General features: G+C 73.6%; 18 protein-coding genes. 10 read left to right on the top strand and 8 right to left on the bottom strand.

What is annotated here, in order from left to right; all coding sequences use genetic code 11:
* Window positions 1–40: 40 nt before the first annotated feature.
* The gene (locus QCD66_RS20440; RefSeq protein ID WP_375735925.1) at window positions 41–2335 is read right to left on the bottom strand and encodes a glycosyl hydrolase family 95 catalytic domain-containing protein; all 2295 of its coding nucleotides are present in this window, start codon (window positions 2333–2335) and stop codon (window positions 41–43) included.
* A 51-nt stretch (window positions 2336–2386) separates the two neighbouring features.
* On the opposite strand from QCD66_RS20440, the gene QCD66_RS20435 reads away from it, so the two are divergent.
* Window positions 2387–4354, top strand: coding sequence for a beta-galactosidase (locus tag QCD66_RS20435; RefSeq protein ID WP_375735926.1), 1968 nt, complete (start codon window positions 2387–2389; stop codon window positions 4352–4354).
* Window positions 4355–4367: 13 nt separating this feature from the next.
* Here QCD66_RS20435 and QCD66_RS20430 read toward each other — a convergent pair whose 3' ends face one another.
* Complete coding sequence (locus QCD66_RS20430; protein WP_364206728.1) at window positions 4368–5036, bottom strand: TetR/AcrR family transcriptional regulator; 669 nt, start codon at window positions 5034–5036, stop codon at window positions 4368–4370.
* A 132-nt stretch (window positions 5037–5168) separates the two neighbouring features.
* On the opposite strand from QCD66_RS20430, the gene QCD66_RS20425 reads away from it, so the two are divergent.
* The gene (locus tag QCD66_RS20425; protein WP_375735927.1) at window positions 5169–5813 is read left to right on the top strand and encodes a LysE family translocator; all 645 of its coding nucleotides are present in this window, start codon (window positions 5169–5171) and stop codon (window positions 5811–5813) included.
* A 128-nt stretch (window positions 5814–5941) separates the two neighbouring features.
* Window positions 5942–7174, top strand: a complete 1233-nt coding sequence (locus QCD66_RS20420) for a low temperature requirement protein A (RefSeq protein WP_407566735.1) — start codon at window positions 5942–5944, stop codon at window positions 7172–7174.
* A gap of 12 nt (window positions 7175–7186) precedes the next feature.
* On the opposite strand, the gene QCD66_RS20415 is transcribed toward QCD66_RS20420, so the two are convergent.
* From QCD66_RS20415 to QCD66_RS20405, 3 genes are read right to left on the bottom strand one after another with little or no spacing between them, the layout of a single operon-like run.
* Complete coding sequence (locus QCD66_RS20415) at window positions 7187–8332, bottom strand: FUSC family protein (protein ID WP_375735928.1); 1146 nt, start codon at window positions 8330–8332, stop codon at window positions 7187–7189.
* Between the two features lie 42 nt (window positions 8333–8374).
* Window positions 8375–8749, bottom strand: coding sequence for a sensory rhodopsin transducer (locus QCD66_RS20410; protein ID WP_357541654.1), 375 nt, complete (start codon window positions 8747–8749; stop codon window positions 8375–8377).
* Window positions 8749–9963, bottom strand: a complete 1215-nt coding sequence (locus QCD66_RS20405; RefSeq protein WP_375735929.1) for a D-arabinono-1,4-lactone oxidase — start codon at window positions 9961–9963, stop codon at window positions 8749–8751. The genes QCD66_RS20410 and QCD66_RS20405 overlap by 1 nt, the downstream gene beginning before the upstream one ends.
* A 130-nt stretch (window positions 9964–10093) precedes the next feature.
* On the opposite strand from QCD66_RS20405, the gene QCD66_RS20400 reads away from it, so the two are divergent.
* The 7 genes from QCD66_RS20400 to meaB all read left to right on the top strand — a co-directional run bounded on the left by QCD66_RS20400 (window position 10094) and on the right by meaB (window position 18979).
* The gene (locus tag QCD66_RS20400) at window positions 10094–11860 is read left to right on the top strand and encodes a thiamine pyrophosphate-dependent enzyme (RefSeq protein WP_364206716.1); all 1767 of its coding nucleotides are present in this window, start codon (window positions 10094–10096) and stop codon (window positions 11858–11860) included.
* A gap of 35 nt (window positions 11861–11895) precedes the next feature.
* Window positions 11896–12270 (top strand): hypothetical protein, encoded by a 375-nt coding sequence (locus tag QCD66_RS20395; RefSeq protein WP_407567254.1) that lies wholly within the window; start codon window positions 11896–11898, stop codon window positions 12268–12270.
* A 7-nt stretch (window positions 12271–12277) separates the two neighbouring features.
* Window positions 12278–13315 carry an SDR family oxidoreductase gene (locus QCD66_RS20390; RefSeq protein ID WP_375734966.1) on the top strand — a complete coding sequence of 346 codons (1038 nt, stop codon included), beginning with the start codon at window positions 12278–12280 and terminating at the stop codon, window positions 13313–13315.
* A 59-nt stretch (window positions 13316–13374) separates the two neighbouring features.
* Complete coding sequence (locus QCD66_RS20385; RefSeq protein WP_407566734.1) at window positions 13375–13788, top strand: DUF2809 domain-containing protein; 414 nt, start codon at window positions 13375–13377, stop codon at window positions 13786–13788.
* Between the two features lie 141 nt (window positions 13789–13929).
* On the top strand, window positions 13930–15792 hold the full coding sequence (locus QCD66_RS20380; protein WP_375734964.1) for a methylmalonyl-CoA mutase family protein: 1863 nt from the start codon (window positions 13930–13932) through the stop codon (window positions 15790–15792).
* Window positions 15789–17990, top strand: a complete 2202-nt coding sequence (scpA, locus tag QCD66_RS20375) for a methylmalonyl-CoA mutase (protein ID WP_364206706.1) — start codon at window positions 15789–15791, stop codon at window positions 17988–17990. The genes QCD66_RS20380 and scpA overlap by 4 nt, the downstream gene beginning before the upstream one ends.
* Entirely contained in the window at window positions 17987–18979 is a 993-nt protein-coding gene (gene meaB, locus QCD66_RS20370; RefSeq protein WP_375734963.1) for a methylmalonyl Co-A mutase-associated GTPase MeaB, read from the top strand. Before scpA ends, meaB begins: the two co-directional genes overlap by 4 nt.
* 9 nt (window positions 18980–18988) lie before the next feature.
* Here the strand turns inward: meaB and QCD66_RS20365 are convergent, their stop codons facing one another.
* The 3 genes from QCD66_RS20365 to QCD66_RS20355 all read right to left on the bottom strand — a co-directional run bounded on the left by QCD66_RS20365 (window position 18989) and on the right by QCD66_RS20355 (window position 21100).
* Window positions 18989–19684, bottom strand: coding sequence for a vancomycin high temperature exclusion protein (locus QCD66_RS20365; RefSeq protein ID WP_375734962.1), 696 nt, complete (start codon window positions 19682–19684; stop codon window positions 18989–18991).
* Between the two features lie 175 nt (window positions 19685–19859).
* Window positions 19860–20084, bottom strand: coding sequence for a hypothetical protein (locus tag QCD66_RS20360; protein ID WP_375734961.1), 225 nt, complete (start codon window positions 20082–20084; stop codon window positions 19860–19862).
* A gap of 11 nt (window positions 20085–20095) precedes the next feature.
* Complete coding sequence (locus QCD66_RS20355) at window positions 20096–21100, bottom strand: DUF6244 family protein (protein WP_375734960.1); 1005 nt, start codon at window positions 21098–21100, stop codon at window positions 20096–20098.
* Window positions 21101–21142 lie beyond the last annotated feature (42 nt).

Below are 21142 nucleotides of genomic sequence, written 5' to 3'. Positions count from 1 at the left end.
GCAGCGGCTCTAGCTGCACATAGTTTTTCTTGAAGCGCAACTAAGTGTCAACGGCGCGTAAGGGCACCGATACTCCCGCCGGCAACGTGAGGTCCATCGCTGGCGCGCCCTCGAATCCCCTTCCAGGCGGCGCTGGCGCGCCCTCGAATCCCCTTCCAGGCGGCGCTGGCGCGCCCTCGAATCTCAATCCCGGCGGGGCGCCGACGACCAGGCGCGCCCCGCCCGCCGACCACAGCACCGCCTCGACCGTGCCGGGCGCCCAGCGCAACTCCCGTACGGTCACCGCGCCCCGCACGGCCAGCCCGGTCACCCGCCCGCGCGGCCAGGCGGCGGGCAGCGCCGGCAGCAGGTCGAGCCGCCCGTGCGCGCCGCGCACCAGCATCGCCGCGACGACCGCCGGCAGCCCACCGGCGATGTCCACGTTGAACAGCGCGTCCCGGTTGTGGGTCGGCACCAGGCTCGGCCGCCAGTAGAGCCGGGCCATCCGCTCCACGCACGCGTACGCCTCGTCGGCCAGGCCGAGGGCGGCGGCGGCCAGGCCGAGCTGGGTGAGCCCGTACGCCATCTCGTCGGAGTCCGCGCCCGCCCACCAGGCCAGCCGGCGGCGGACGGCCTCCACCGCGCCGGCCCGTAGCACCGGATCGCCGGTGATCGCCGGGTCGGGTTCGTACCACAGTGGCCAGAGGTGCGAGGCGTGCCGGTGCGCCGGCCGGTCGGTGAGATCCGGATGGCACCACTCGGCGAGCGCGCCGTCGGCGACCCGGTACGGCGGCAGCGCGGTGAGCAGTTCCCGCCAGCGTGACGCGTCCGGGTCGTCGACGCCCAACTCGGCGGCGACCGCGAGCAGGTTGGTGAGCAGGTCGCGGGTCACCGCCACATCCATCGTCGCGTCGACGCACGCCTGCGCGCCGGTGCTGGCCGGGGCGTTCTCCGGCGAGTACGACGGCGTGAACCGCGCCGTGCCGTCGCGTACCGGCACGAAGTCCAGGTAGAAGGCGGCCGTCTCGCGCAGGAACGGCCACGCCCGGCGGGCCAGGAAGTCCCGGTCGCCGGTGTAGCGCCAGTGGTCGACGTACAGCCGGGCCAGCCAGGCCGCCCCGGCGGTCCAGAACGTCTGGCACCACACCGGCCCGAAGTGGTTCTGCCGGCCGTGCGTCGACAGGTGCACCGGGGTGAGCAGGCCATCGGCGCCGTACAGTCGCCGGGCGTTGCGGCGCAGGTCGTCGCGGACCGCGTCGAGCAGGTCGAACAGCGGCAGCATCAGTTCCGGGGTGCCGGTGGGCAGCAGCGCGGCGACCGCCGCCGGCAGGTTCCCGTCGAGGGTGTAGCCGCTGGACCACGCCGGTGTCCAGGTGCCGCTCCAGACCCCCTGGAGGGTGGGCGGCAGCGTGCCGCTGCTGCTGACGATCAGGTAGCGGCCGGCGTCGAACAGCCGCTCGACCAGGGCCGGCCCGACCGGGGCGGCGAGCAGGTCCTCGGTCGGCGCGGCCCGGTCGGCCGGGTCGGCGGCCAGGTCCAGGCACACCCGGCCCATCAACTCGCCGTGCTCGGCGGTGTGCGCGGCCAGCAGCGCGTCGAAGTCCACCGCCGGGTCGGGGTCCGGGTCGGGGTCGCCGGGCAGCAGCGTACGGACGACGAGCACGGCGTCGGACCGCAGCACCGGCCCGTCGACGTCGGCCCCGGACACCCGGCAGCGGACCCGGTAGCCGGTCAGCGCGCCGGGCCAGGTGGCGTGCGGGAAGCGGGCGGCCAGCTCCAGCCCGTCGACGGTGGTCTCGACCGGGCGCGGCGGTACGCCGTCGACCGGGGCCAGCGTCACCTGGCCGGCGAAGCCGCCGGTCGCCGACAGCCGCACCACGACCGCGTCCGCCGGCCGGGACACGAAAACCTCCACCCGTACGTCGCCGGCGGCGTCGCGCCACTCCTGGGTGACCAGGCCGGTCGCGGTGTCGACCGTACGCCGGTGGTCGCGCACCGGGCCGGGGCGGTGCGTCGTCACGGTCAGCGTCGCGGCACCGACCAGCGGGTCGATCCAGACCGTCTCGGCGTACGCCGGCTCGTCGTCGGCGGCGAGCCGGCACACCCGCGCGGCGGCCTCGGCGTAGTGGCCGGTGTCGAGCAGGTCGCGCAGCCGGGGCAGGATCCGGGCGGTGTCCGGCGGGTCGAGCGGCGGGTGCAGCGGCAGGAACAGCCGCTCGTGGGAGACGGTCAGCCGCAGGCCGCTCTCCGGCCGGCCCCAGCACAGGGCGCCCTGCCGGCCGTTGCCGGTGGCCGTCGCGTGTTCCCAGGTGTCGGCCGGCGCCCGCGACGCCGATCCGTTGACAGGTGCCCGCACCGGCTCTACTTTGGCTGGATTCCAAACAAACCACAACGGTGCGGGAGCGCGATGTTCTTCGGGGGCGACTACAACCCCGAGCAGTGGCCGGAAGACGTGTGGGCACAGGACGTCGAGCTGATGCGCCGGGCCCGCGTCACCATGGTCACCGTCGGGGTCTTCTCCTGGTCCCGGCTGGAGCCGGCACCCGGCCGCTACGACTTCGGCTGGCTCGACCGGGTCCTCGACCGGCTCGCCGACGGCGGGATCCGGGTCGCCCTGGCCACCCCGACCGCCTCGCCGCCACCCTGGTTCAGCCTCGCCCACCCCGAGGCGCTGCCGGTCGACGCCGCCGGCACCCGGCTCAGCCACGGCAGCCGCGACACCTACTGCGCCAGCGCGCCGGCGTACCGGACCGCCGCCCGCGGCATCGCCGCCGCCCTCGCCGGCCGCTACCGCGACCACCCCGCGCTCGCCCTGTGGCACGTGCACAACGAATACGCCACCACCTGCCACTGCGACCTCACCGCCGAGGCGTTCCGCCGCTGGCTGCGGCACCGCTACGGCGACCTCGACACGCTCAACGACGCGTGGACCACCGCCTTCTGGAGCCAGCACTACACCGACTGGGCCCAGATCCGGCCACCCCGCGCCACCCAGTACCTGCCGAACCCCACCCAGGTGCTCGACTTCCGCCGGTTCACCTCCGACGAGTTGCTCGCCGCGTACGTCGAACAGCGCGACCTGCTGCGTGCCGCGACCCCCGGCGTGCCGGTCACCACCAACTACGTGCTCGGCGGGTGGGTGCCGGTCGACCACGCCCGGTGGGCGGCCGAGGTCGACCTGGTCGCCATCGACCACTATCCGGCCGACGCCGGCCCCGCCGCGGAGGAGGAGGCGGCGTTCGCCGCCGACCTGGCCCGCGGCTGGGCCCGCCGGAGCCCGGGCCGGCCGGACTGGCTGCTGATGGAGACGGCGCCGAACCTCATCTACACCGGTGACCGGATGCACACCAAGGAGCCCGGCCGGATGGCCCGCCACAGCCTCGCCGCCATCGCCCGCGGCTCGCGTGGCGCGATGTTCTTCCAGTGGCGGGCCCCGCGCGGCGGCGCCGAACTCTTCCACTCCGCGCTGGTCCCGCACGCCGGCCCGGACAGCCGGGTCTACCGCGAGGCGGTCGGGCTCGGCGGGCAGCTCGACCGGATCGCCGAGGTCGCGGCCGGCGCCGTCGAGGCCCGCGTGGCCGTGGTGTTCGACGAGCCGTCCGCCTGGGCGCTACAGGCCCAGGGGCTGCCGTCGACCCGGCTCGACCACCTCGACGACGCGCGGCGGGCACACCGGGCCCTGTGGCACCGGGGCATCACCGCCGACGTCGTGGGGGCACTCGACGACCTCTCCGGCTACGCCGTCGTGGTGCTGCCCGGCCACTACCTGATGGCCGACCGGCAGGCCGCCGCGCTGCGGTCCTTCGTCGAGGCGGGCGGGCACCTCGTCGTGACGTACCTCAGCGGGGTCGCCGACGAGCACGCCCGGGTCCGCACCGGCGGCTACCCGGGTGCGCTGCGCGACCTGCTCGGCGTACGGGTCGAGGAGTTCCACCCGCTGGCCCCGGACACCTCGGTGCGGCTGTCCGACGGCACGACCGGCGACCTGTGGAGCGAGACCGTGCACGCCACCGGGGCGCGGGTCGTCGCCTCCTACACCGGCGGAGTCCTGGCCGGTCGTCCGGCCGTCACCCGGCACCCCGTCGGCGCGGGCGTGGCCTGGTACGTCTCCACCCGCCTCGCCGCGGACGCGTACGCCGACCTGCTGGGCGCGGTGGCGGCCGAGGCCGGCGTCGAACCCGTACGGCCCGACCTGCCGCCCGGGGTGGAGGCGGTGACCCGCCGCGCCGGTGACCGCTCGTGGCTTTTCGTGCTCAACCACACCGCGACCGCGCACGAGGTGGCCGCGACCGGCGTCGACCTGCTGACCGGCGGCACCGTCGACGGCACCGTACGGGTGCCGGCCGGCGGCGCGGTCGTGGTGCGTGCCGGCTGACCCGGCGGCGGGCTCAGGCGTGCGCCTCGTGCAGCCCGTGCGCGGACGACGGGCTGGCCTGCCCGAGGCTTTGGGCGAGCAGGGCGTCGTAGTCGACGGCGATCCCGCGCAACAGCGTCTCGACGGCGTCCTCGATGTCGGTGCCCGTCAACGGTGCGTGGCCGAAGAGGGTCCGGTAGTGCACCAGCGACGCCAGCAGGTCGACGGCCAGGTCGAGGCTGAGGTCGGGGCGCAGGTCGCCGCGGGCGACGGCGGCGCGCAGCGTCTGCCGTACGGCCTGCCGCGGCGGTTCGAACAGGGTGGCCATGAAGGCGTCCCGCAGATCGTCGTGCCCGGCGCAGTCGGCCAGCAGCGGCGCGAGGACGTTGGGGCGCAGCCGCTGGAACGCGTCGACGAAGAGGCTGATCGACTCGTGCAGGTCGCATAGCGTGCACTCGGTGTCGACCGGCTCGATCCCGCCGAGCTGGCGGGCGAGCGCGGCGAGGACCAGCTCCTGCTGCGACGACCAGCGCCGGTAGAGCGCGGGTTTCGTCGTGCCGGCCCGGGCGGCGACCTCGCCCATGGTCAGGTGCTTGTAGCCGACCTCGCCGAGCAGGGCCGTGGTCGAGTCGAGGATGGCGGCGTCGATGTGGGTGTCGCGGGGGCGCCCGGTGCGGGCCCGGGCACCGGATCGGTCGGCCATGGCCGAACCTTACCAGCGCCATTACATTGCGGCCCGTAATGCAGTGGGTGCGGGGCCGCGGGCGGACGGCGCCGGCGGTACTGTCTGCCTGGACGGCCGCGCTCCGCGCGGGTCCGGGAGGGGGGACGGGCCGTGGTGTCGTGGGCCGCCGTGCTGGGAATGGCGCTGGTCGCCCTGGGGATGGTGCTCACCCCGGGGCCGAACATGATCTATCTCGTCTCGCGGAGCATCAGCCAGGGCCGCCGGGCCGGACTGATCTCGCTGGGCGGCACCATCGTCGGCTTCGTCGTCTACATGACGATGGCCAACCTCGGCCTCGCCGCGGTCTTCGTCCTCGTGCCCTGGCTCTACACCGGCCTCAAGGTGGCCGGCGCGGCCTACCTGCTCTACCTGGCCTGGAAGGCACTGCGGCCGGGCGGGGCCTCCATTTTCGAGACCCGGGAGCTGGCCGGTGACCCGCCCGCGAAGCTGTTCCGGATGGGGCTGCTGACCAACCTGCTCAACCCCAAGGCCGCCATCATGTACATGGCGCTCATCCCGCAGTTCATCGACCCGGCCGCGGGCAACGTGATGCTGCAGGGGTTCCTGCTCGGGAGTGTGCAGATCACGGTCAGCCTGGTCGTCAACGCCATGTTCGTGATCGTCGCCGGGAGCATCGCGGCCTTCCTCGCCACCCGCCCCTCCTGGAACAAGTTCCAGCGGTGGGTGACCGGCACCCTGCTCGGTGCGATCGGCGTGAAACTCGCCATCGACGCGCCGGCCCGCGCGAGCGCCTAGCCACCGTCCCCGCCCCCGCCCCCGGAAACGCTGCGCGCGGTCCGGCCCCCTGCCAGACTCGGGCGGTGAGCGCAGCGCCGACCCTCCGCCGGTCACGGTGGCTCCTGCCGGTGGCTCCGGGCTCACGGGTGACCAGGCTCGAACTCTTCTACGATCTCATCTTCGTCTTCGCCTTTCTGAACGTGACGGGCCTGGTCTCGCGGCACCTCGACCCGTTCGGCCTGCTGGCCGGGGCCGTCGTGCTCGCGCTGCTGTGGTGGTGCTGGACCGGCTTCGTGGCGCTCGGCAACGCCGTACGCGCCGACCACGGCATCCTGCCGCTGATCGGGTTCGCTACCATGGCCGCCGTCTTCGTGCTGGCGCTGTCCATGCCGCAGGCGTTCGTCGACCGCCCCGGTGACCTGTCCGGCCCGGTGGTGTTCGCCGCCTGCTACCTGGTCGTACGGGCGCTGACGGTCGGGTCGCTCTGGTACGTCTTCAGCGCGACCGACCAGCCGCGCCGGCGGCTGTGGCTGCTGACCCTGCCGGCGGTCGTGGCGGCCGGGCTGATCGGGCTCGCCGCGTTCACCCCGCTGTGGCTCGACGACGGCCAACTCGCGGCCCGGGTCCGGCTCGGGCTGTGGCTGACCGCCCTGGTCGTGGAGTACGGCGCCGGCATCCTGCTGCCGTACACCGCGTGGTCGGTCGTCTCCGCCGGGCACTTCGCGGAGCGGCACGGGTTGATCGTGCTCATCGCGCTCGGTGAATCGGTGCTGGGGCTGGGGCTCGGACCGGGCCGGTTCGCCGATCTCACCCTGAACGTGCCGGTGATCATCGCCGGTGTGCTGGGCATCGGCCTGATCTCCGCCCTGTGGTGGCTGCACTTCGACACCCTCGCGCTCGCGATCGAGCAGGCCATGCACGGCACCCGGGACCGGGTCCGGATCCCGCTCGCCCGCGACGTCTACACCTACCTGCACCTGGCGATCATCATCGGGATCATGTTCACGGCACTCGGGCTCAAGGTCGTCCTCGAGGTGGTCGCCGCGCCGGGCGACCACCGGTCCAGCGGTGCGGTCACCACCCTCTACGGCGGGGTGGTCCTCTTCCTGCTGGCCGGCGTCGCCGCCACGCTGCGCACGTTCCACCGGGTGCGGCGCTCGACGCTCGTCGCGGTGGCGCTGATCGCCGGGCTCGCGGTGGTGGCCGTACGGATGCCGGTCCTCGTCGCGCTCGGGCTGCTCGTCGCGGCGTGCCTGGCCCTGGCGCTGGTGCAGCGGCTGACCGGGGTGACCGAGCGGAACCGGATCCGGGAGTTGGCGCTGCACGAGGAGGAGGCGTCGGAGGCCGAGATCAGCCGGTGGCGCGGCGGCCACCTCTAGGACCGATCCCGCCTACCGCTGCCCGGCGGCCGCCTCGCGGATCATCACCCGGGCCTCGTTGCGGCCCACCCCGGTGGCCCGGAGCAGGTCGTTGCAGGCGGTCCGAAGCTGCGAGACCGCGACCGTACCCGAGAAGCCGATCTCCTCCCGGCAGGCCCGCCCCGCCTCCCGCGCCGCCCGCAGCACCCGCTCGCGGGCCCGGTGCGGTTCCCGCTCGTCGAGGAACTCCCGGTGCAGCAGCCGGACCGCCTCGCCGAAGTGCTCGATCGCCGCCGGCAGGTCGGGTGGCACCGGTTCGTTGTCCCGCAGCGCGGTGCCGATCCGGCGGACCAGGCCGCGACTGTTCCGGAACGCCCGGTCCATGTGCTCGACACCCCGCCGGTACGCGGCCAGCGTCCGGCGGCGGCGCCAGCGCACCGGGGAGTACCGGACCACCTCGTCCGCCGCGGCGACGACCTCGCCGAGCCGGCCGAGTTCCTGCTCGGCGTCCCGCATCCGCTCCAGGACCCGTTCGGCCCGTTTCGCGTCGCCGAGGGCGAGCGCCTCCGCCGAGTGGGTCATCTCCCGGGCGAACAGGTCCAGTGCCGGGCTGGCGACGCGCCGTACGGTCCGCAGCGGGTTGAGCGGGACGATCAGGAGCACCACCAGCAGCCCGACCGCGCCACCGACCAGCGCGTTGATGGTCCGGGGGACCTCCAGGTCGGCCACCGTCGGGGTGAGCGTCGCGATCAACACCGCCGTACCACCGGCCTGGGTCATCAACGCCCCCGTGCCCCGGACCACCGCCGCCGCCGTGATGGCCAGGAAGACGATGCTCCCGGTCTGCCACGCCCCCGTGCCGATCAGGAGGATGAGCAGGTCACAGACGGCGATGCCGAGCACCACGCCGGCGATCAGCTCGACCGTGCGGCGGGTCCGGTTGCCGAGCGCGGCGGCGATCGTACCGACGGCGGCGGCCGGCGCGAACGTCGGTTCCGGGTTGCCGAGCACCTGCGCGGCCACCACCCAGGACAGCGCGGCGGCCACCCCGGCCTGGACCGCCACGATCAGATACGTCTGCAGGCGCCGGTAGCTGTCGCGGCCCGTACCCTTTGCCCGGGCCCGGAGCCGGGCCCGCACGCCGCCGGTCCGGCGGCCGGACGAGTCGGAAGTCGGCATGAGCGCGGTTACCCGCTGCCGCCGTACGCCGAACGTCGACGCTCAGGCCGGATAGGCCAGGGTGGTGGCCAGCCCCAGCGCACCCGGCAGCCGGGTGTCCTGGCGCAGGAACTGGACGACCACCGGGACCGGTGACCGCACCAGGCAACCGTACGGCCGGTCGAGGCGGATCGCCTCCGGGTCGATCAGGTCGTTGAGCCGGACCTGCCGGATCCGCCGGGCGCCCACCGGGATCAGGTACGGCCCGACCGGCTCGGCGTCCTCGTAGTAGACGTCCACGCGCACCTCGGCCGTCTCGTCGGTGGCGTTGAGGACGCAGAGCTGGTCGAAGCCGGCAAACTCCGGCTCGGCCCCGTGCGCGGGGAACGGGATGCGTCCGCCCGGGATCACCCAGACCCGCCGTCCGATGTCCGGCATCACGCCTCTCCCAGCAGCCGGGCCAGGTCGGGCGTGAGGAACACCCCGTCCGGGTCGAGCCGGCGGCGGGCCGCCTGGAAGTCGTCCCAGCGCGGGTAGAGCGGTCGCAGCTCACCGGCGGCCAGCCAGTGCTTCTTGCCCCAGTGCGGGCGCCCGCCGTACTGCCGGAACACCGCCTCCATGTCCCGGAAGTACTCCTCGTAGGGCAGCGAGCTGTTCTGCAGGCAGGCGATGGTGGTGGTCGCCCGGCCGTGGGCGTTGCTCAGCGCGATGTCGTCGGCGGCGATGGTGCGTACCAGGACCCGCCACGCCGCCACCCGGCGGTGGTGGTCCCGGATCCGCCGCCGGACCTCGGCGAAGCAGGCGGGGAACGCCTCCGACGGCAGCATGTACTCGATCTCCTCGAAGCGCAGCTCCCGGTGCCGGGGGATGGTGCGATGGGTCGGCCCGACCTGGCCCTCGGCGGGATACCCGCCCGGACCCGGCTCGCGGCCCGCCCACGGTTGGATGTCCGGCTCCCGGTCCCGCCGGTTCATCGTCCGGATCTGGGTCTGGTCGCTGCGCGGATACCAGTAGAAGTCCATGTTGCGGTTGGTGTGCTGGAGTTCGGCCAGGTGGTCGAGCGTCCAGTCGACGTGGGCGCACCACGCCCGCCGGCGCAGCTCGTAGCGCGGCTGCACGTGCAGGGTGATCCGGGTGACCACCCCCAGCGCGCCCAGCGACAGCCGCGCGGCGGCGAACAGTTCCGGGTTGTCCCGGGCCGAGATGTCCAGGATCTCGCCGCCGCCGCTGACCAGCCGTACGCCGGCCACCTGGGTGGACAGGTTGCCGAAGCCGAGCCCGGTGCCGTGCGTGCCGGTGGCGGTCGCCCCGGCGATCGACTGGTAGTCGACGTCGCCGAGGTTGTCCATCGCCAGGCCGGCGTCGTACAGCCCCTCGCCGAGCGCCTTCAGCTTGGTGCCCGCCCACACCGTCGCCCGGCCGGCCGCCGGGTCGTTCCCGATCACGCCCGCCATCCGGTCCAGGCCGACCAGGGTCCCGTCGGTACGTACCAGCGGGCTCGACGAGTGCCCCGAGCCGACCGGGCGGATCTTCGTCCGGTCCTCGCGGGCGCGCCGGACCAGATCCCGCACCGCCTCCTCGTCGGCCGGCTCGGCGTACCCGCCCGGCGTGAAGGCCAGGCTGCCGGACCAGTTGACGAACTGACGTGTCACCGTCGGCGTCTACCCACGGTGCCGGTGGCTAGTCCCGGCGTCGGGTGGACGGGTTTGCCGGCGGCGCTGGCGGGAAGTCGCCGCGCGTCCGGCCGGGTGCCGGACCTGACTTCGGCCGGCGGGAGGCGACGTGCAGGAGATCGTTGGCGAGAGCCTGGCCCGGCGGCTGGTCGACTGGGGTGTCGACACCGTGTTCGGCCTGCCGGGCGACGGCATCAACGGCCTGATGGAGGGGTTCCGCCGGCAGCAGGACAAGCTGCGGTTCGTCCTGGTGCACCACGAGGAGGCGGCGGCGTTCATGGCGACCGGTTACGCGAAGGCGACCGGCCGCCTCGGCGTCTGTGTCGCCACCTCCGGGCCGGGCGCCATCCACCTGCTCAACGGCCTGTACGACGCCAAGCTCGACCACGTCCCGGTGCTGGCGATCACCGGCATGCAGGAGTCGTCGGTGCTCGGCTCGCGCTACCAGCAGGAGGTGCACACCGAACTGCTGTACCAGGACGTGGCGGTGTACAACCTGATGGTCACCAACCCGCAGCAGATGCCGGGCGTCGTCGACCTCGCGATCCGCAACGCGCTGGCCAAGCGCACCGTCGCGCACCTGACGTTTCCCAACGACGTCCAGGTCGCCCCGGCGGTCGAGGACCCGTACCGGCACGTCAGCCCGGGCAAGCCGGCGATGAGCCAGTCGACCCTGTCCCGGCCGCCGATGCCGGCCGCCGAGCCCGACCTGGCCCGCGCCGCCGAGGTGCTCAACGCCGGCCGCAAGGTCGCGATGCTGGTCGGCATCGGCGCCCGCGACGCCCGCGACGAGGTGCTCGCCGTCGCCGAGGCGCTGGCCAGCCCGATCGTGAAGACGCTGTCCGGCAAGCAGGTGGTGCCCGACGACCACCCGCTGACCACCGGTGGTCTCGGCCTGCTCGGCACCCGGCCCAGCGAGGAACTGATGGAGGAGTGCGACACCCTGCTGATGGTCGGCACCTCCTTCCCGTACGCGAAGTACCTGCCCGCCCCCGGCCAGGCCCGGACGGTGCAGATCGACGTCGACGCCAGCCTGATCGGCATGCGGGTGCCGGTGGAGGCACCCGTCAACGCCGACGCCCGGCTCGCCCTGAAGCAGTTGCTGCCGAAGCTGCGCGACCGCCCCGACCGCTCGTTCCTCAGCCGCTACCAGGCGGAACGGGACGCCTGGCGGTCGGACATGGAGTCGCTGGAGAACCCGGACCGGCACCCGATCGCCCCGCAGTACCTGATCGGCTGCCTCGACGCGGCCGCCGCCGACGACGCGGTCCTCACCTGCGACTCCGGCACGATCGCCACCTGGGCGGCCCGGCACTGGACGATCCGCGGCGGCCGGGAGTTCTACCTGTCGGGCAACCTCGCGACGATGGCGCCGGGGCTGCCGTACGCGGTGGCCATCCAGCACGCCCACCCGGGGCGGCAGGTGATCGCCTTCGTCGGCGACGGCGGTTTCGCGATGCTGATGGCGGAGTTCCTGACCGCCGTACGGCACGAGCTGCCGATCAAGGTCGTGATCAACAACAACAACTCGTACGGGCAGATCCTCTGGGAGCAGATCATCCTCGGCTACCCGGAGTACGCCGTACGGCACCGGCAGCCGGAGGCCGACTTCGGCGCCTGGGCCCGCGCCTGCGGCGGGTACGGCGCCAAGGTGACCGAGGCCGGGGCGCTGCCCGACGCGATCCGGGCCGCGCTGGCGCATCCGGGGCCGGCACTGGTCGACTGCGACGTCAACCCCAACGAGCCGCCGATGCCCGGCAAGGTCCGCTACGACCAGGCCAAGCACTTCACCCAGGCGTTCCTGCGCGGCCAGCCGCACAAGGCCGCCACCGTGGCGACGGTCGTCCGCGACAAGATCAACGAGCTGCGGTCGTGACCGGCCGGCGGTGGCCCGCCGCGACCGGCGGTCCCATGGCCCGCGTCGGCGGGGGAGTCGTCCCCCGGCTCAGCCTGCTCACCCGGATGTGCTGGGGTGGCACCCTGCTGCTCGCGCCCCGTCCGGTCCTGCGCCGGCTCGGCCGGCCGAGCCCGCTGGCCGTGGCCACCCTGCGGGTGCTCGGCGCCCGGCACCTGGTCCAGGCGGCGCTGCTCGCCCGGCGCCCGGCGCCCGCCGCGTTCGGGGTCGGCGCCGGCGTCGACGGGCTGCACGCCCTGACCACGGTCGCGCTCGCGGCCGTCGACCGGCCGCAGCGCCGGATCGCGCTCAACGACGGCGCGGTCGCCGTCGTCCTGATGATGCTGGACCTGTGGACCGCCGGCGGGCCGGTGGCGAAAGAGGGTAGGTGAGCCCGGCATGAACGCAGCGGCCGGAAGCGACGGCACGGGACGCGGCCCCGGGCGGGTGGTGGTGGTCACCGGGGCCAGCGGGGGAGTCGGGCGGGCCACGGCCCGGATGCTCGCCGGACCGGGTACGGCGATCGCCCTGCTGGCCCGCGGCGAGAGCGGGCTGCGGGCCGTCGCCGACGAGGTGGCGGCGGCCGGCGGGCGGGCGCTGCCCATCGAGACCGACATGGCCGACTTCGCGCAGGTCGAGGCGGCCGGCCGGCGCATCGCCGCCGAACTCGGCCCGATCGACGTGTGGATCAACAACGCGTTCAGCGCCGTCTTCGCCCCGTTCCTCCAGATCAGCCCGGACGAGTTCCGCCGCGCCACCGAGGTCACCTATCTCGGGTACGTACACGGCACCCGGGTCGCGCTCGACCACATGGTCCCGCTCGACCGGGGCGCGATCGTCCAGGTCGGCTCGGCGCTGGCCTACCGGTCGATCCCGCTCCAGTCGGCGTACTGCGGGGCCAAGCACGCCGTCGCCGGCTTCACCGAGTCGCTGCGCTGCGAACTGCTGCACGGCCGCAGCAACGTCAAGGTGACGATGGTGCACCTGCCGGCGGTGAACACCCCACAGTTCGACTGGCTGCTGTCGCGGCTGCCCCGGCCCGCCCAGCCGGTGCCGCCGATCTACCAGCCCGAGGTCGCGGCCCGGGCGATCGTCGCCGCCGCCGCCCGGCCGAACCGCCGCGAGTACTGGGTCGGCGCCCCGACCGTGCTCACCATCCTCGCCAACCGCCTCGTACCCGGACTGCTCGACCACTACCTGGCCCGCACCGGCTACCGGGCACAGCAGACCGACCGCCCCTCCGACCCGGACCGGCCGACGAACCTGTGGCGGCCGGCGGACGGTCCCGGCCAGCCCGACCAGGGCGCCCACGGTGCCTTCGACGACCGTTCCCACCCGCACAGCCCGCAGGCCTGGCTCTCCCGGCACCGGCGGCTGGCCCTCGCGCTCGGCGGGGTGGGGGCCGTCCTGGGCGCGTACGCCTGGCGCCGCCGCTGAGCCACGGCCCGGTGCCGGCCGCCGGCCGGCCGGCCGCGGCTAGCATCGCCGGGATGTCGATGCCCGCGCGATCCGTCCGGCTGCTCATGCTCGCCGCCGCCGCCCTCGTCCTGGTCGTCGCCCTCGGCATCCGCGCCCTGAGCGACGGTGCCCTGGAGCAGCACTCGGGCACCGCCCTCTACGCGTCGATGGTCTACGCCGGCGTGCTGTTCCTGTGGCCGCGCCTGGGTCCGCTGCCGGCCGGCGCGGTCGCGGTCGGCTTCTGCTGGCTCGTCGAGTTCTTCCAGTTGACCGGGATCCCGGCCGCCCTGTCGGCCCGCAGCCTGCTGGCCCGGCTGGCGCTGGGCGTGCAGTTCGATCCGACCGACCTGGCGTGGTATCCGGTCGGGGTGGTGCCCCTGGTCGCGCTGCACTGGTTGCTGCGGGCCCGGTCCCGGGCCGCGCGCGGGGCGACCGCCGGCCGGGCCGGCTAGCCGGTCCGTCGTCACTCCTTGCCAGGAAGCCGTCCACGGAGCGCTCCTGAAGGGCCGTTCAGCCAGACGGCCCTGAATGAAGCTCGTTACATTCAGCTCCGCTCCAGGGTGCCGGAACGGTGTCGCCAGTAGCATCCGGGCATGACGGTGCCGCCCGAGGACATGCGCCTCGCTGCCGACTTCCCGGCCGCCACCCTGGAAGAGTGGCGACTGCTGGCCCACTCGGTGGCGCGCAAGGCCGGACTGGCCGACGAGGACAGCGAACCCGGGACGGTCGAGGACCTGCTGTCGACCACCACGTACGACGGCCTCCGGATCGCCCCGCTCTACACCGCCGACACCGAGACGGTGCCGACCGGCCTGCCCGGGATGTTCCCGTACACCCGCGACAGTCGCACCGCAGGCGCCGCCGCCACCGGCTGGGACGTCCGCCAGCGGCACGCCGACCCCGATCCGAAGGCGACGAACGCCGCCGTCCTCGCCGACCTGGAGAACGGGGCCACCTCGCTCTGGCTGGTGCTCGGCGACAGCGGCATCCCGCTCGACGGGCTCCCGGCCGCGCTCGACGGCGTACACCTGGACCTGGCCGGCGTGGTCCTCGACGCGGGAGGGCAGTCCCTCGCCGCCACCGAGGCCTGGTTCGACCTGCTCGACGCCCGCGGTGTCCCGGCCGGGGAGGTCGCCGGCAACCTCGGCCTCGACCCGCTCGGGCTGCGCGCCGCGACCGGTACGCCCACCGAGCTGCCGCTGACCTCGGTGGCCGGAGCCGCCGCGCGGTGCGCCGCCGACTTCCCGCGGCTGCGGGCCGTCACCGTCGACGCCACCGGCTACCACGACGCCGGCGGCAGCGACGCCGAGGAACTCGGCTGCGCGGTGGCGACCGGGCTGGCCTACCTGCGCACCCTCACCGACGGCGGGCTCGGCCTCGCCGAAGCCTTCGACCAGCTCGAGTTCCGCTACGCCGCCACCGCCGACCAGTTCGGCACCATCGCCAAGCTGCGCGCCGCGCGGCGGCTGTGGGCCCGGGTCGCCCAGGTGTGCGGCCTGCCGGCCGCCGGCGGGCAGCGGCAGCACGCCGTCACCTCGGCGGCGATGATGACCGCCCGCGACCCGTGGGTGAACATGCTGCGCACCACCGTCGCCTGCTTCGCCGCCGGGGTCGGCGGCGCCGGCGCGGTGACCGTCCAGCCGTTCGACCTCTCCCTCGGCCTGCCGGACGCGCTGGCCCGGCGGGTCGCCCGCAACATCCAGTCGCTGCTGCTCGACGAGGCCAACGTCGGCCGGGTCGTCGACCCCGCCGGCGGCTCCTGGTACGTCGAACGGCGTACCGAGGAACTTGCCCGCGCCGCCTGGGACTGGTTCACCGAGATCGAGCGGGCCGGCGGCATGGCGGCCGCGCTCGACAGCGGCCTGGTCGCCGACCGGCTGGCCGCGACCTGGCGGCGACGCGCCGACAACCTCGCCCACCGGCGCGACCCGATCACCGGCGTCAGCGAGTTCCCCAACCTGGACGAACAGCTCCCGGTGCGCGAGCCGGCACCGTCACCACCGTCCGGCGGGCTGCCCCGGCACCGCTACGCCGAACAGTTCGAGCGGCTGCGCGACCGGGCCGACGCCCACCGTACGGCCACCGGCGACCGGCCCACCGTCTTCCTCGCCGCGCTCGGGCCACCGGCCGTCCACAGCGCCCGGACCGGCTTCGCCGCCAACCTGCTCGCCGCCGGTGGCATCGCCACGGTGACCGGCACCGGCGACGATCCCGCCACGCTCGCCGCCGAGTTCACCGCGAGCGGCGCCACCGTGGCCTGCCTCTGCTCCAGCGACAAGCTCTACGCCGAGTCGGCCGGACCGGTCGCCGCCGCGCTCACCGCCGCCGGCGCCGTACGGGTGTGGCTCGCCGGCCGTCCCAAGGACTACCCCGGCGTCACCGGCCACCTGTACGCCGGCTGCGACGCCGTCGAGGTCCTGACCGAACTGCTGCGCGACCTGGAGGTGGCCGGATGATCCCCGACTTCTCGACGGTGGAACTCGGCGGGCCGCCCACCACCGACGGCGACCTCGACGCCTGGCGGGCCGCGGCCGGCGCCGACCAGCTCGTCTGGCACACCCCGGAAGGGATCGACGTCCGGCCGCTCTACACCGCCGACGACCTCGCCGGCCTCGACTTCCTGCGCACCTACCCCGGCATCACGCCCTACCTGCGCGGGCCCTACCCGACGATGTACGCCACCCAGCCGTGGACGATCCGCCAGTACGCCGGCTTCTCCACCGCCGAGGAGTCCAACGCCTTCTACCGGCGCAACCTCGCCGGCGGGCAGAAGGGCCTGTCGGTCGCCTTCGACCTGCCCACCCACCGCGGCTACGACTCCGACCACCCGCGGGTCGCCGGCGACGTCGGCATGGCCGGTGTCGCCATCGACTCCATCTACGACATGCGCCAGCTCTTCGACGGCATCCCGCTGGACCGGATGAGCGTGTCGATGACGATGAACGGCGCCGTGCTGCCCGTCCTGGCGCTCTACGTCGTCGCCGCCGAGGAGCAGGGGGTCGCGCCGGAACGGTTGTCCGGCACGATCCAGAACGACATCCTCAAGGAGTTCATGGTCCGCAACACCTACATCTACCCGCCGGCACCGTCGATGCGGATCATCTCCGACATCTTCGCGTACACCTCGCAGCGGATGCCGCGCTACAACTCGATCTCCATCTCCGGATACCACATCCAGGAGGCCGGCGCGACCGCCGACCTGGAGCTGGCGTACACGCTCGCCGACGGGGTGGAGTACCTGCGGGCCGGCCGCGAGGCCGGCCTCGACATCGACGCGTTCGCCCCCCGGCTGTCGTTCTTCTGGGCGATCGGCATGAACTTCTTCATGGAGGTCGCCAAGCTGCGCGCCGCCCGGCTGCTGTGGGCCCGGCTGGTCCGCGAGTTCGGGCCGAAGAACCCCAAGTCGCTGAGCCTGCGTACGCACTGCCAGACCTCGGGCTGGTCGCTGACCGCCCAGGACGTCTTCAACAACGTCGGCCGCACCTGCGTCGAGGCGATGGCCGCCACCCAGGGCCACACCCAGTCGCTGCACACCAACGCCCTCGACGAGGCGCTCGCCCTGCCGACCGACTTCTCCGCCCGGATCGCCCGCAACACCCAGCTCCTGCTGCAGCAGGAGTCCGGCACCACCGGTGTCATCGACCCGTGGGGCGGCAGCGCGTACGTCGAACGGCTCACCCACGACCTCGCCCGCCGGGCCTGGGAACACATCAGCGAGGTGGAGGCGGCCGGCGGCATGGCCCGCGCCATCGACGAGGGCATCCCGAAGCTGCGCGTCGAGGAGGCCGCCGCCCGCACCCAGGCCCGCATCGACTCGGGCCGGCAGCCGGTGATCGGGGTCAACCGCTACCGGCCCGACGGCGACGACGCGATCGACGTGCTCAAGGTCGACAACAGCGCCGTACGCGCCCGGCAGCTCGACAAGCTGCGCCGGCTGCGCGCCGAGCGCGACGAGGATACCTGCCTCGCCGCCCTGGACGCGCTGACCAGGGGCGCGGGCGCCGCGATCGCCGGCACGCGCGGGCCGGGACTGGACCAGAACCTGCTCGCCCTGGCGATCGACGCCGCCCGCGCCAAGGCCACCGTCGGCGAGATCTCCGACGCGCTGGAGAAGGTGTACGGCCGGCACGCCGCCCAGATCCGTACCATTTCCGGGGTGTACCGCAACGAGGCCGGCGGGGCCGGGAACATCGAGGCGGCCCGGGCGGCCACCGCCGCGTTCGGCGACGCCGAAGGGCGCCAGCCCCGGATCCTGGTCGCCAAGATGGGCCAGGACGGCCACGACCGCGGCCAGAAGGTCGTCGCCACCGCCTTCGCCGACCTCGGCTTCGACGTCGACGTCGGGCCGCTGTTCTCCACCCCGGCCGAGGTCGCCCGGCAGGCCGTCGAGGCCGACGTCCACGTCGTCGGCGTCAACTCGCTGGCCGCCGGCCACCTGACCCTGGTGCCGGCGCTGCGCGACGAACTCGCCGCCCTCGGCCGCGACGACATCATGATCATCGTCGGCGGGGTGGTCCCGCCCCAGGACTTCGACGCGCTCCGGGCGGCCGGCGCCGCGGCGATCTTTCCGCCGGGGACCGTCATCGCCGACGCCGCGCTCGACCTGCTCACCGAACTCGGCCGCCGGCTCGGCCACCCCGAACCCGCCGCATGACGTCCCGCCCGATCGACGTCCAGGCATACGCCGACGGGGTCCTCGCCGGATCGACCGCCTGGATCGCCCGCGCGATCACCCTGGTCGAGTCCCGCCGCGCCGACCACCAGCCGCTGGCCCAGCGGCTGCTGATCGCGCTGACCCCGCACGCCGGCAAGGCCCGCCGGGTCGGCGTGACCGGGGTGCCCGGCGTCGGCAAGTCCACGTTCATCGACGCGCTCGGCAGCGAACTGACCGCCGCCGGACACCGGGTTGCGGTGCTCGCCGTCGACCCGTCCTCGACCCGCACCGGCGGCAGCATCCTCGGCGACAAGACCCGGATGGCCCGCCTCGCCGTCGACCCGAACGCCTTCGTCCGGCCGTCACCGACCGCCGGCACCCTCGGCGGGGTGGCCAAGGCGACCCGCGAGGCGATGGTGGTCGTCGAGGCGGCCGGCTACGACGTCGTACTCGTCGAGACCGTCGGCGTCGGCCAGTCCGAGACCACGGTCGCCGACATGGTCGACTCGTTCCTGCTGCTCACCCTCGCCCGCACCGGCGACCAACTCCAGGGCATCAAGAAGGGCGTCCTGGAACTGGCCGACGTCGTCGCGGTCAACAAGGCCGACGGCCCACACGCCGACGACGCCCGCAAGGCCGCCCGCGAACTGTCCGGCGCGCTCCGCCTCCTCCAGGTCGCCGAGGGCACCTGGCGGCCGCCCGTGGTGACGTGCAGCGCCCGCGAGGGCACCGGACTCACCGGCGTGTGGGAGCACCTGGTCCGCCACCAGGACACCCTGGCCGAATCCGGGGAACTCGCCCGGCGCCGCCGCCGCCAGCAGGTCGACTGGATGTGGGCGATGGCCCGGGGCGCGCTGATGGACCGGCTGCGCGGCCACCCCGAGGTCGTCGCCCTCGCCCCGGCGCTCGAACGCGAGGTGCTCGACGGCACCCTCACCCCGGCCCTGGCCGCCGAGCGACTGCTGGCCGCCTTCACCGGCCGGTCCTGAGACCGCCGCTCAACCGCCCCGCAGCGCGTCGCTGACCGCCGGGTCCGGGGGCGAGTCGACCGCCGGCGGCCGACGCCGTACCGCGTCCCACGCCGCCTTCCCGCTGGCGAGGTAGTCGCGTACCGTCTTCCCGGCGATCAGGCTGGTCGGGCAGTCGGCGCAGCGTGCGGTCACCCCGTCGGCGTCGACGCCGAGGTGCCGGCACAGGGTGACCGCCCGCGGCAGGTGCCACGACTGGGTCACGATCAGGGCCCGGGTGATGCCGTACACGTCGCGGGCCCGGGCACAACTGTCGTAGGTGTCCAGACCGGACGGGTCGGCCACGATCCGCTCCGGCGCGACCCCGAGCGTCCCGCTCAGGTACGACGTCATCGCCGCCGGCTCGTCGCCGGACACCCCGCCACCGTCGCCGGACACGAGGACGACGCGGGCCCGGCCGGCATGCACCAGGGCGGCGGCGGTCTGCAGGCGGCCGGCGAGCCGTGGCGACGGCTGGCCGTCGGTCGCCACCTCGGTGCCCAGGACGATGACGACGTCCGCGGCCGGCGCGTCCGCCTCGTCGTACACGTGCCCGTTGGCGGAGACGGTGGTCCACAGCCAGGGGATGCTGGCGAGGATCGCCGCGACGACGGCGACGAGGGCCAGCCGTAGGAGGAGGCGACGCCAGCGGACCGGGCGGCGCGACCGACCGGCCGACCCGGTCACCGACGACGCCCGACAAGAACCGCGTAACGCATCAGAACGACCTCCGCCCCCGACTTCCCGATGATGCTAGCGGCCGCCGGGAATCGCCACGGCCCGTCGCACCGACCTATTCCGCGCAGGTACGGCCAACGGGCCGGGCAGGGGCATCGGGTGCGCTGGCCGGGAGGGTTCCGTCCTACTTGTCGCCGAGCGGTTCGGAGACCAGCACCCACATGAGCGGCCCTTCCGATCCGTCCGCCTCGAACCGCGTCATCAGCTCCCAGTCCGGGTCGGCGGACGGGGGAGTGACACCGAGAGAGATCGCGTACTGGGTTGCACGGGCGGTGCTCATCCCGTCGGCCGCCCGGCGGAGCCGCTGAAGAGTGTCAGGATCGTCGACGACTACCGGTACCTGTTGCACGTCTTGAGTTGTCACTTTTCGAGCGCCTCTCCATTGCCTTCATATCTGCGTCGCAGGGTACTGCCGTCCGCGTTGACCACCCACACCGTAAGTCGGGAGCCCGGTCGGAGTGCCTTGTCGATGTTTCGGTGACAGCCCTCGGGCTTGCGGCAGGGGTGCATGTTCAAGTAGGGCGCAGCATCCTCGATACCATGCTCACGTACGAGTGCGGCTGCGTGCCCTTCGGTGTGTTCGGTCAGGGACTCCAGGTGTCTCCACCGGCCGGCCAGGCCGGGACCGCCTTTGCCCGGCCCGGACTGGCCGCTGAAGAGCAGGTCACCAACCGGCTCCCCGTCAGATCCGTAGAGCCGGCCCACGGCCTTGTCCCGCCCGACGTACGGTCTGATTTCGTCGGCTTTGGCGGGGTCGTAGCGAGACGGCAGGGGTGCGTTCGCTGACCGGTGGCCAGGGGCCGGAAGCGGTCGCTCTGTGCCTGTGTCGTCGCTCTGCGTCGGTCCCGCGCCACCGGTCTTGCGGGCTTCGCTCAGCAGGGCTTCGGCATGCACTTTGGTCGCATCGCCACGCTGTCCGGTTCGCGCCAGGAGTTGCTTGACCGCGTCCAGGCAGGCCAGAATCGGACCGGGCTGGCCGCCGCGTAGTAGGTCGATTGCCAGGTACTGAACTTCCGTGGCCTTGGTGATCGTCGCACCGATGCCGTTCCGCATTGCAGTGAGCGCGTCGAGTACCGGGGTCAGCACCGAGATGATCTCTTGTGGTGATGGCTGATCGGGTATCTGAGCGACCCTCGTCCGTGTCGTGTTGATCGACTCGCCGAGGGCGGCGACCCGTGCCTGGAGTTCCCGTACCGCCGCCCGCAACTGGACAATGCCATGGCCGATGTGGGTGAAGCCCGACCGTGCCACATCCTCGACCATCTGCCCGGCGATGTTGTCGGCTGCGGTGATCGCCTCCAGTGTCCTGGTGATGCCTTCGGTCATTGATCGCAGTTTGTCGCCGATACCTTCGACAGGCGACACGTTGGCCTCCCCGTGTGGTTAGAGACTCACGGCCTGTTATCG

Source organism: Polymorphospora sp. A560, assembly GCF_045781765.1.
In the GTDB taxonomy this organism is placed as follows: domain Bacteria; phylum Actinomycetota; class Actinomycetes; order Mycobacteriales; family Micromonosporaceae; genus Polymorphospora; species Polymorphospora lycopeni.
The sequence above is the reverse complement of the archived record's forward strand: the minus strand, read 5'-3'. Positions and strand labels throughout refer to the sequence as shown.

What these genes read in the sequence shown, in the direction of transcription:
- QCD66_RS20435 (WP_375735926.1), top strand. Translation starts at nt 2,387, where the DNA reads ATGTTCTTCGGGGGCGACTACAACCCCGAGCAGTGGCCGGAAGACGTG.
- QCD66_RS20430 (WP_364206728.1), bottom strand. Translation starts at nt 5,036, where the DNA reads ATGGCCGACCGATCCGGTGCCCGGGCCCGCACCGGGCGCCCCCGCGAC.
- QCD66_RS20415 (WP_375735928.1), bottom strand. Translation starts at nt 8,332, where the DNA reads ATGCCGACTTCCGACTCGTCCGGCCGCCGGACCGGCGGCGTGCGGGCC.
- QCD66_RS20410 (WP_357541654.1), bottom strand. Translation starts at nt 8,749, where the DNA reads ATGCCGGACATCGGACGGCGGGTCTGGGTGATCCCGGGCGGACGCATC.
- QCD66_RS20395 (WP_407567254.1), top strand. Translation starts at nt 11,896, where the DNA reads ATGGCCCGCGTCGGCGGGGGAGTCGTCCCCCGGCTCAGCCTGCTCACC.
- QCD66_RS20390 (WP_375734966.1), top strand. Translation starts at nt 12,278, where the DNA reads ATGAACGCAGCGGCCGGAAGCGACGGCACGGGACGCGGCCCCGGGCGG.
- QCD66_RS20385 (WP_407566734.1), top strand. Translation starts at nt 13,375, where the DNA reads ATGCCCGCGCGATCCGTCCGGCTGCTCATGCTCGCCGCCGCCGCCCTC.
- QCD66_RS20380 (WP_375734964.1), top strand. Translation starts at nt 13,930, where the DNA reads ATGACGGTGCCGCCCGAGGACATGCGCCTCGCTGCCGACTTCCCGGCC.
- scpA (WP_364206706.1), top strand. Translation starts at nt 15,789, where the DNA reads ATGATCCCCGACTTCTCGACGGTGGAACTCGGCGGGCCGCCCACCACC.
- meaB (WP_375734963.1), top strand. Translation starts at nt 17,987, where the DNA reads ATGACGTCCCGCCCGATCGACGTCCAGGCATACGCCGACGGGGTCCTC.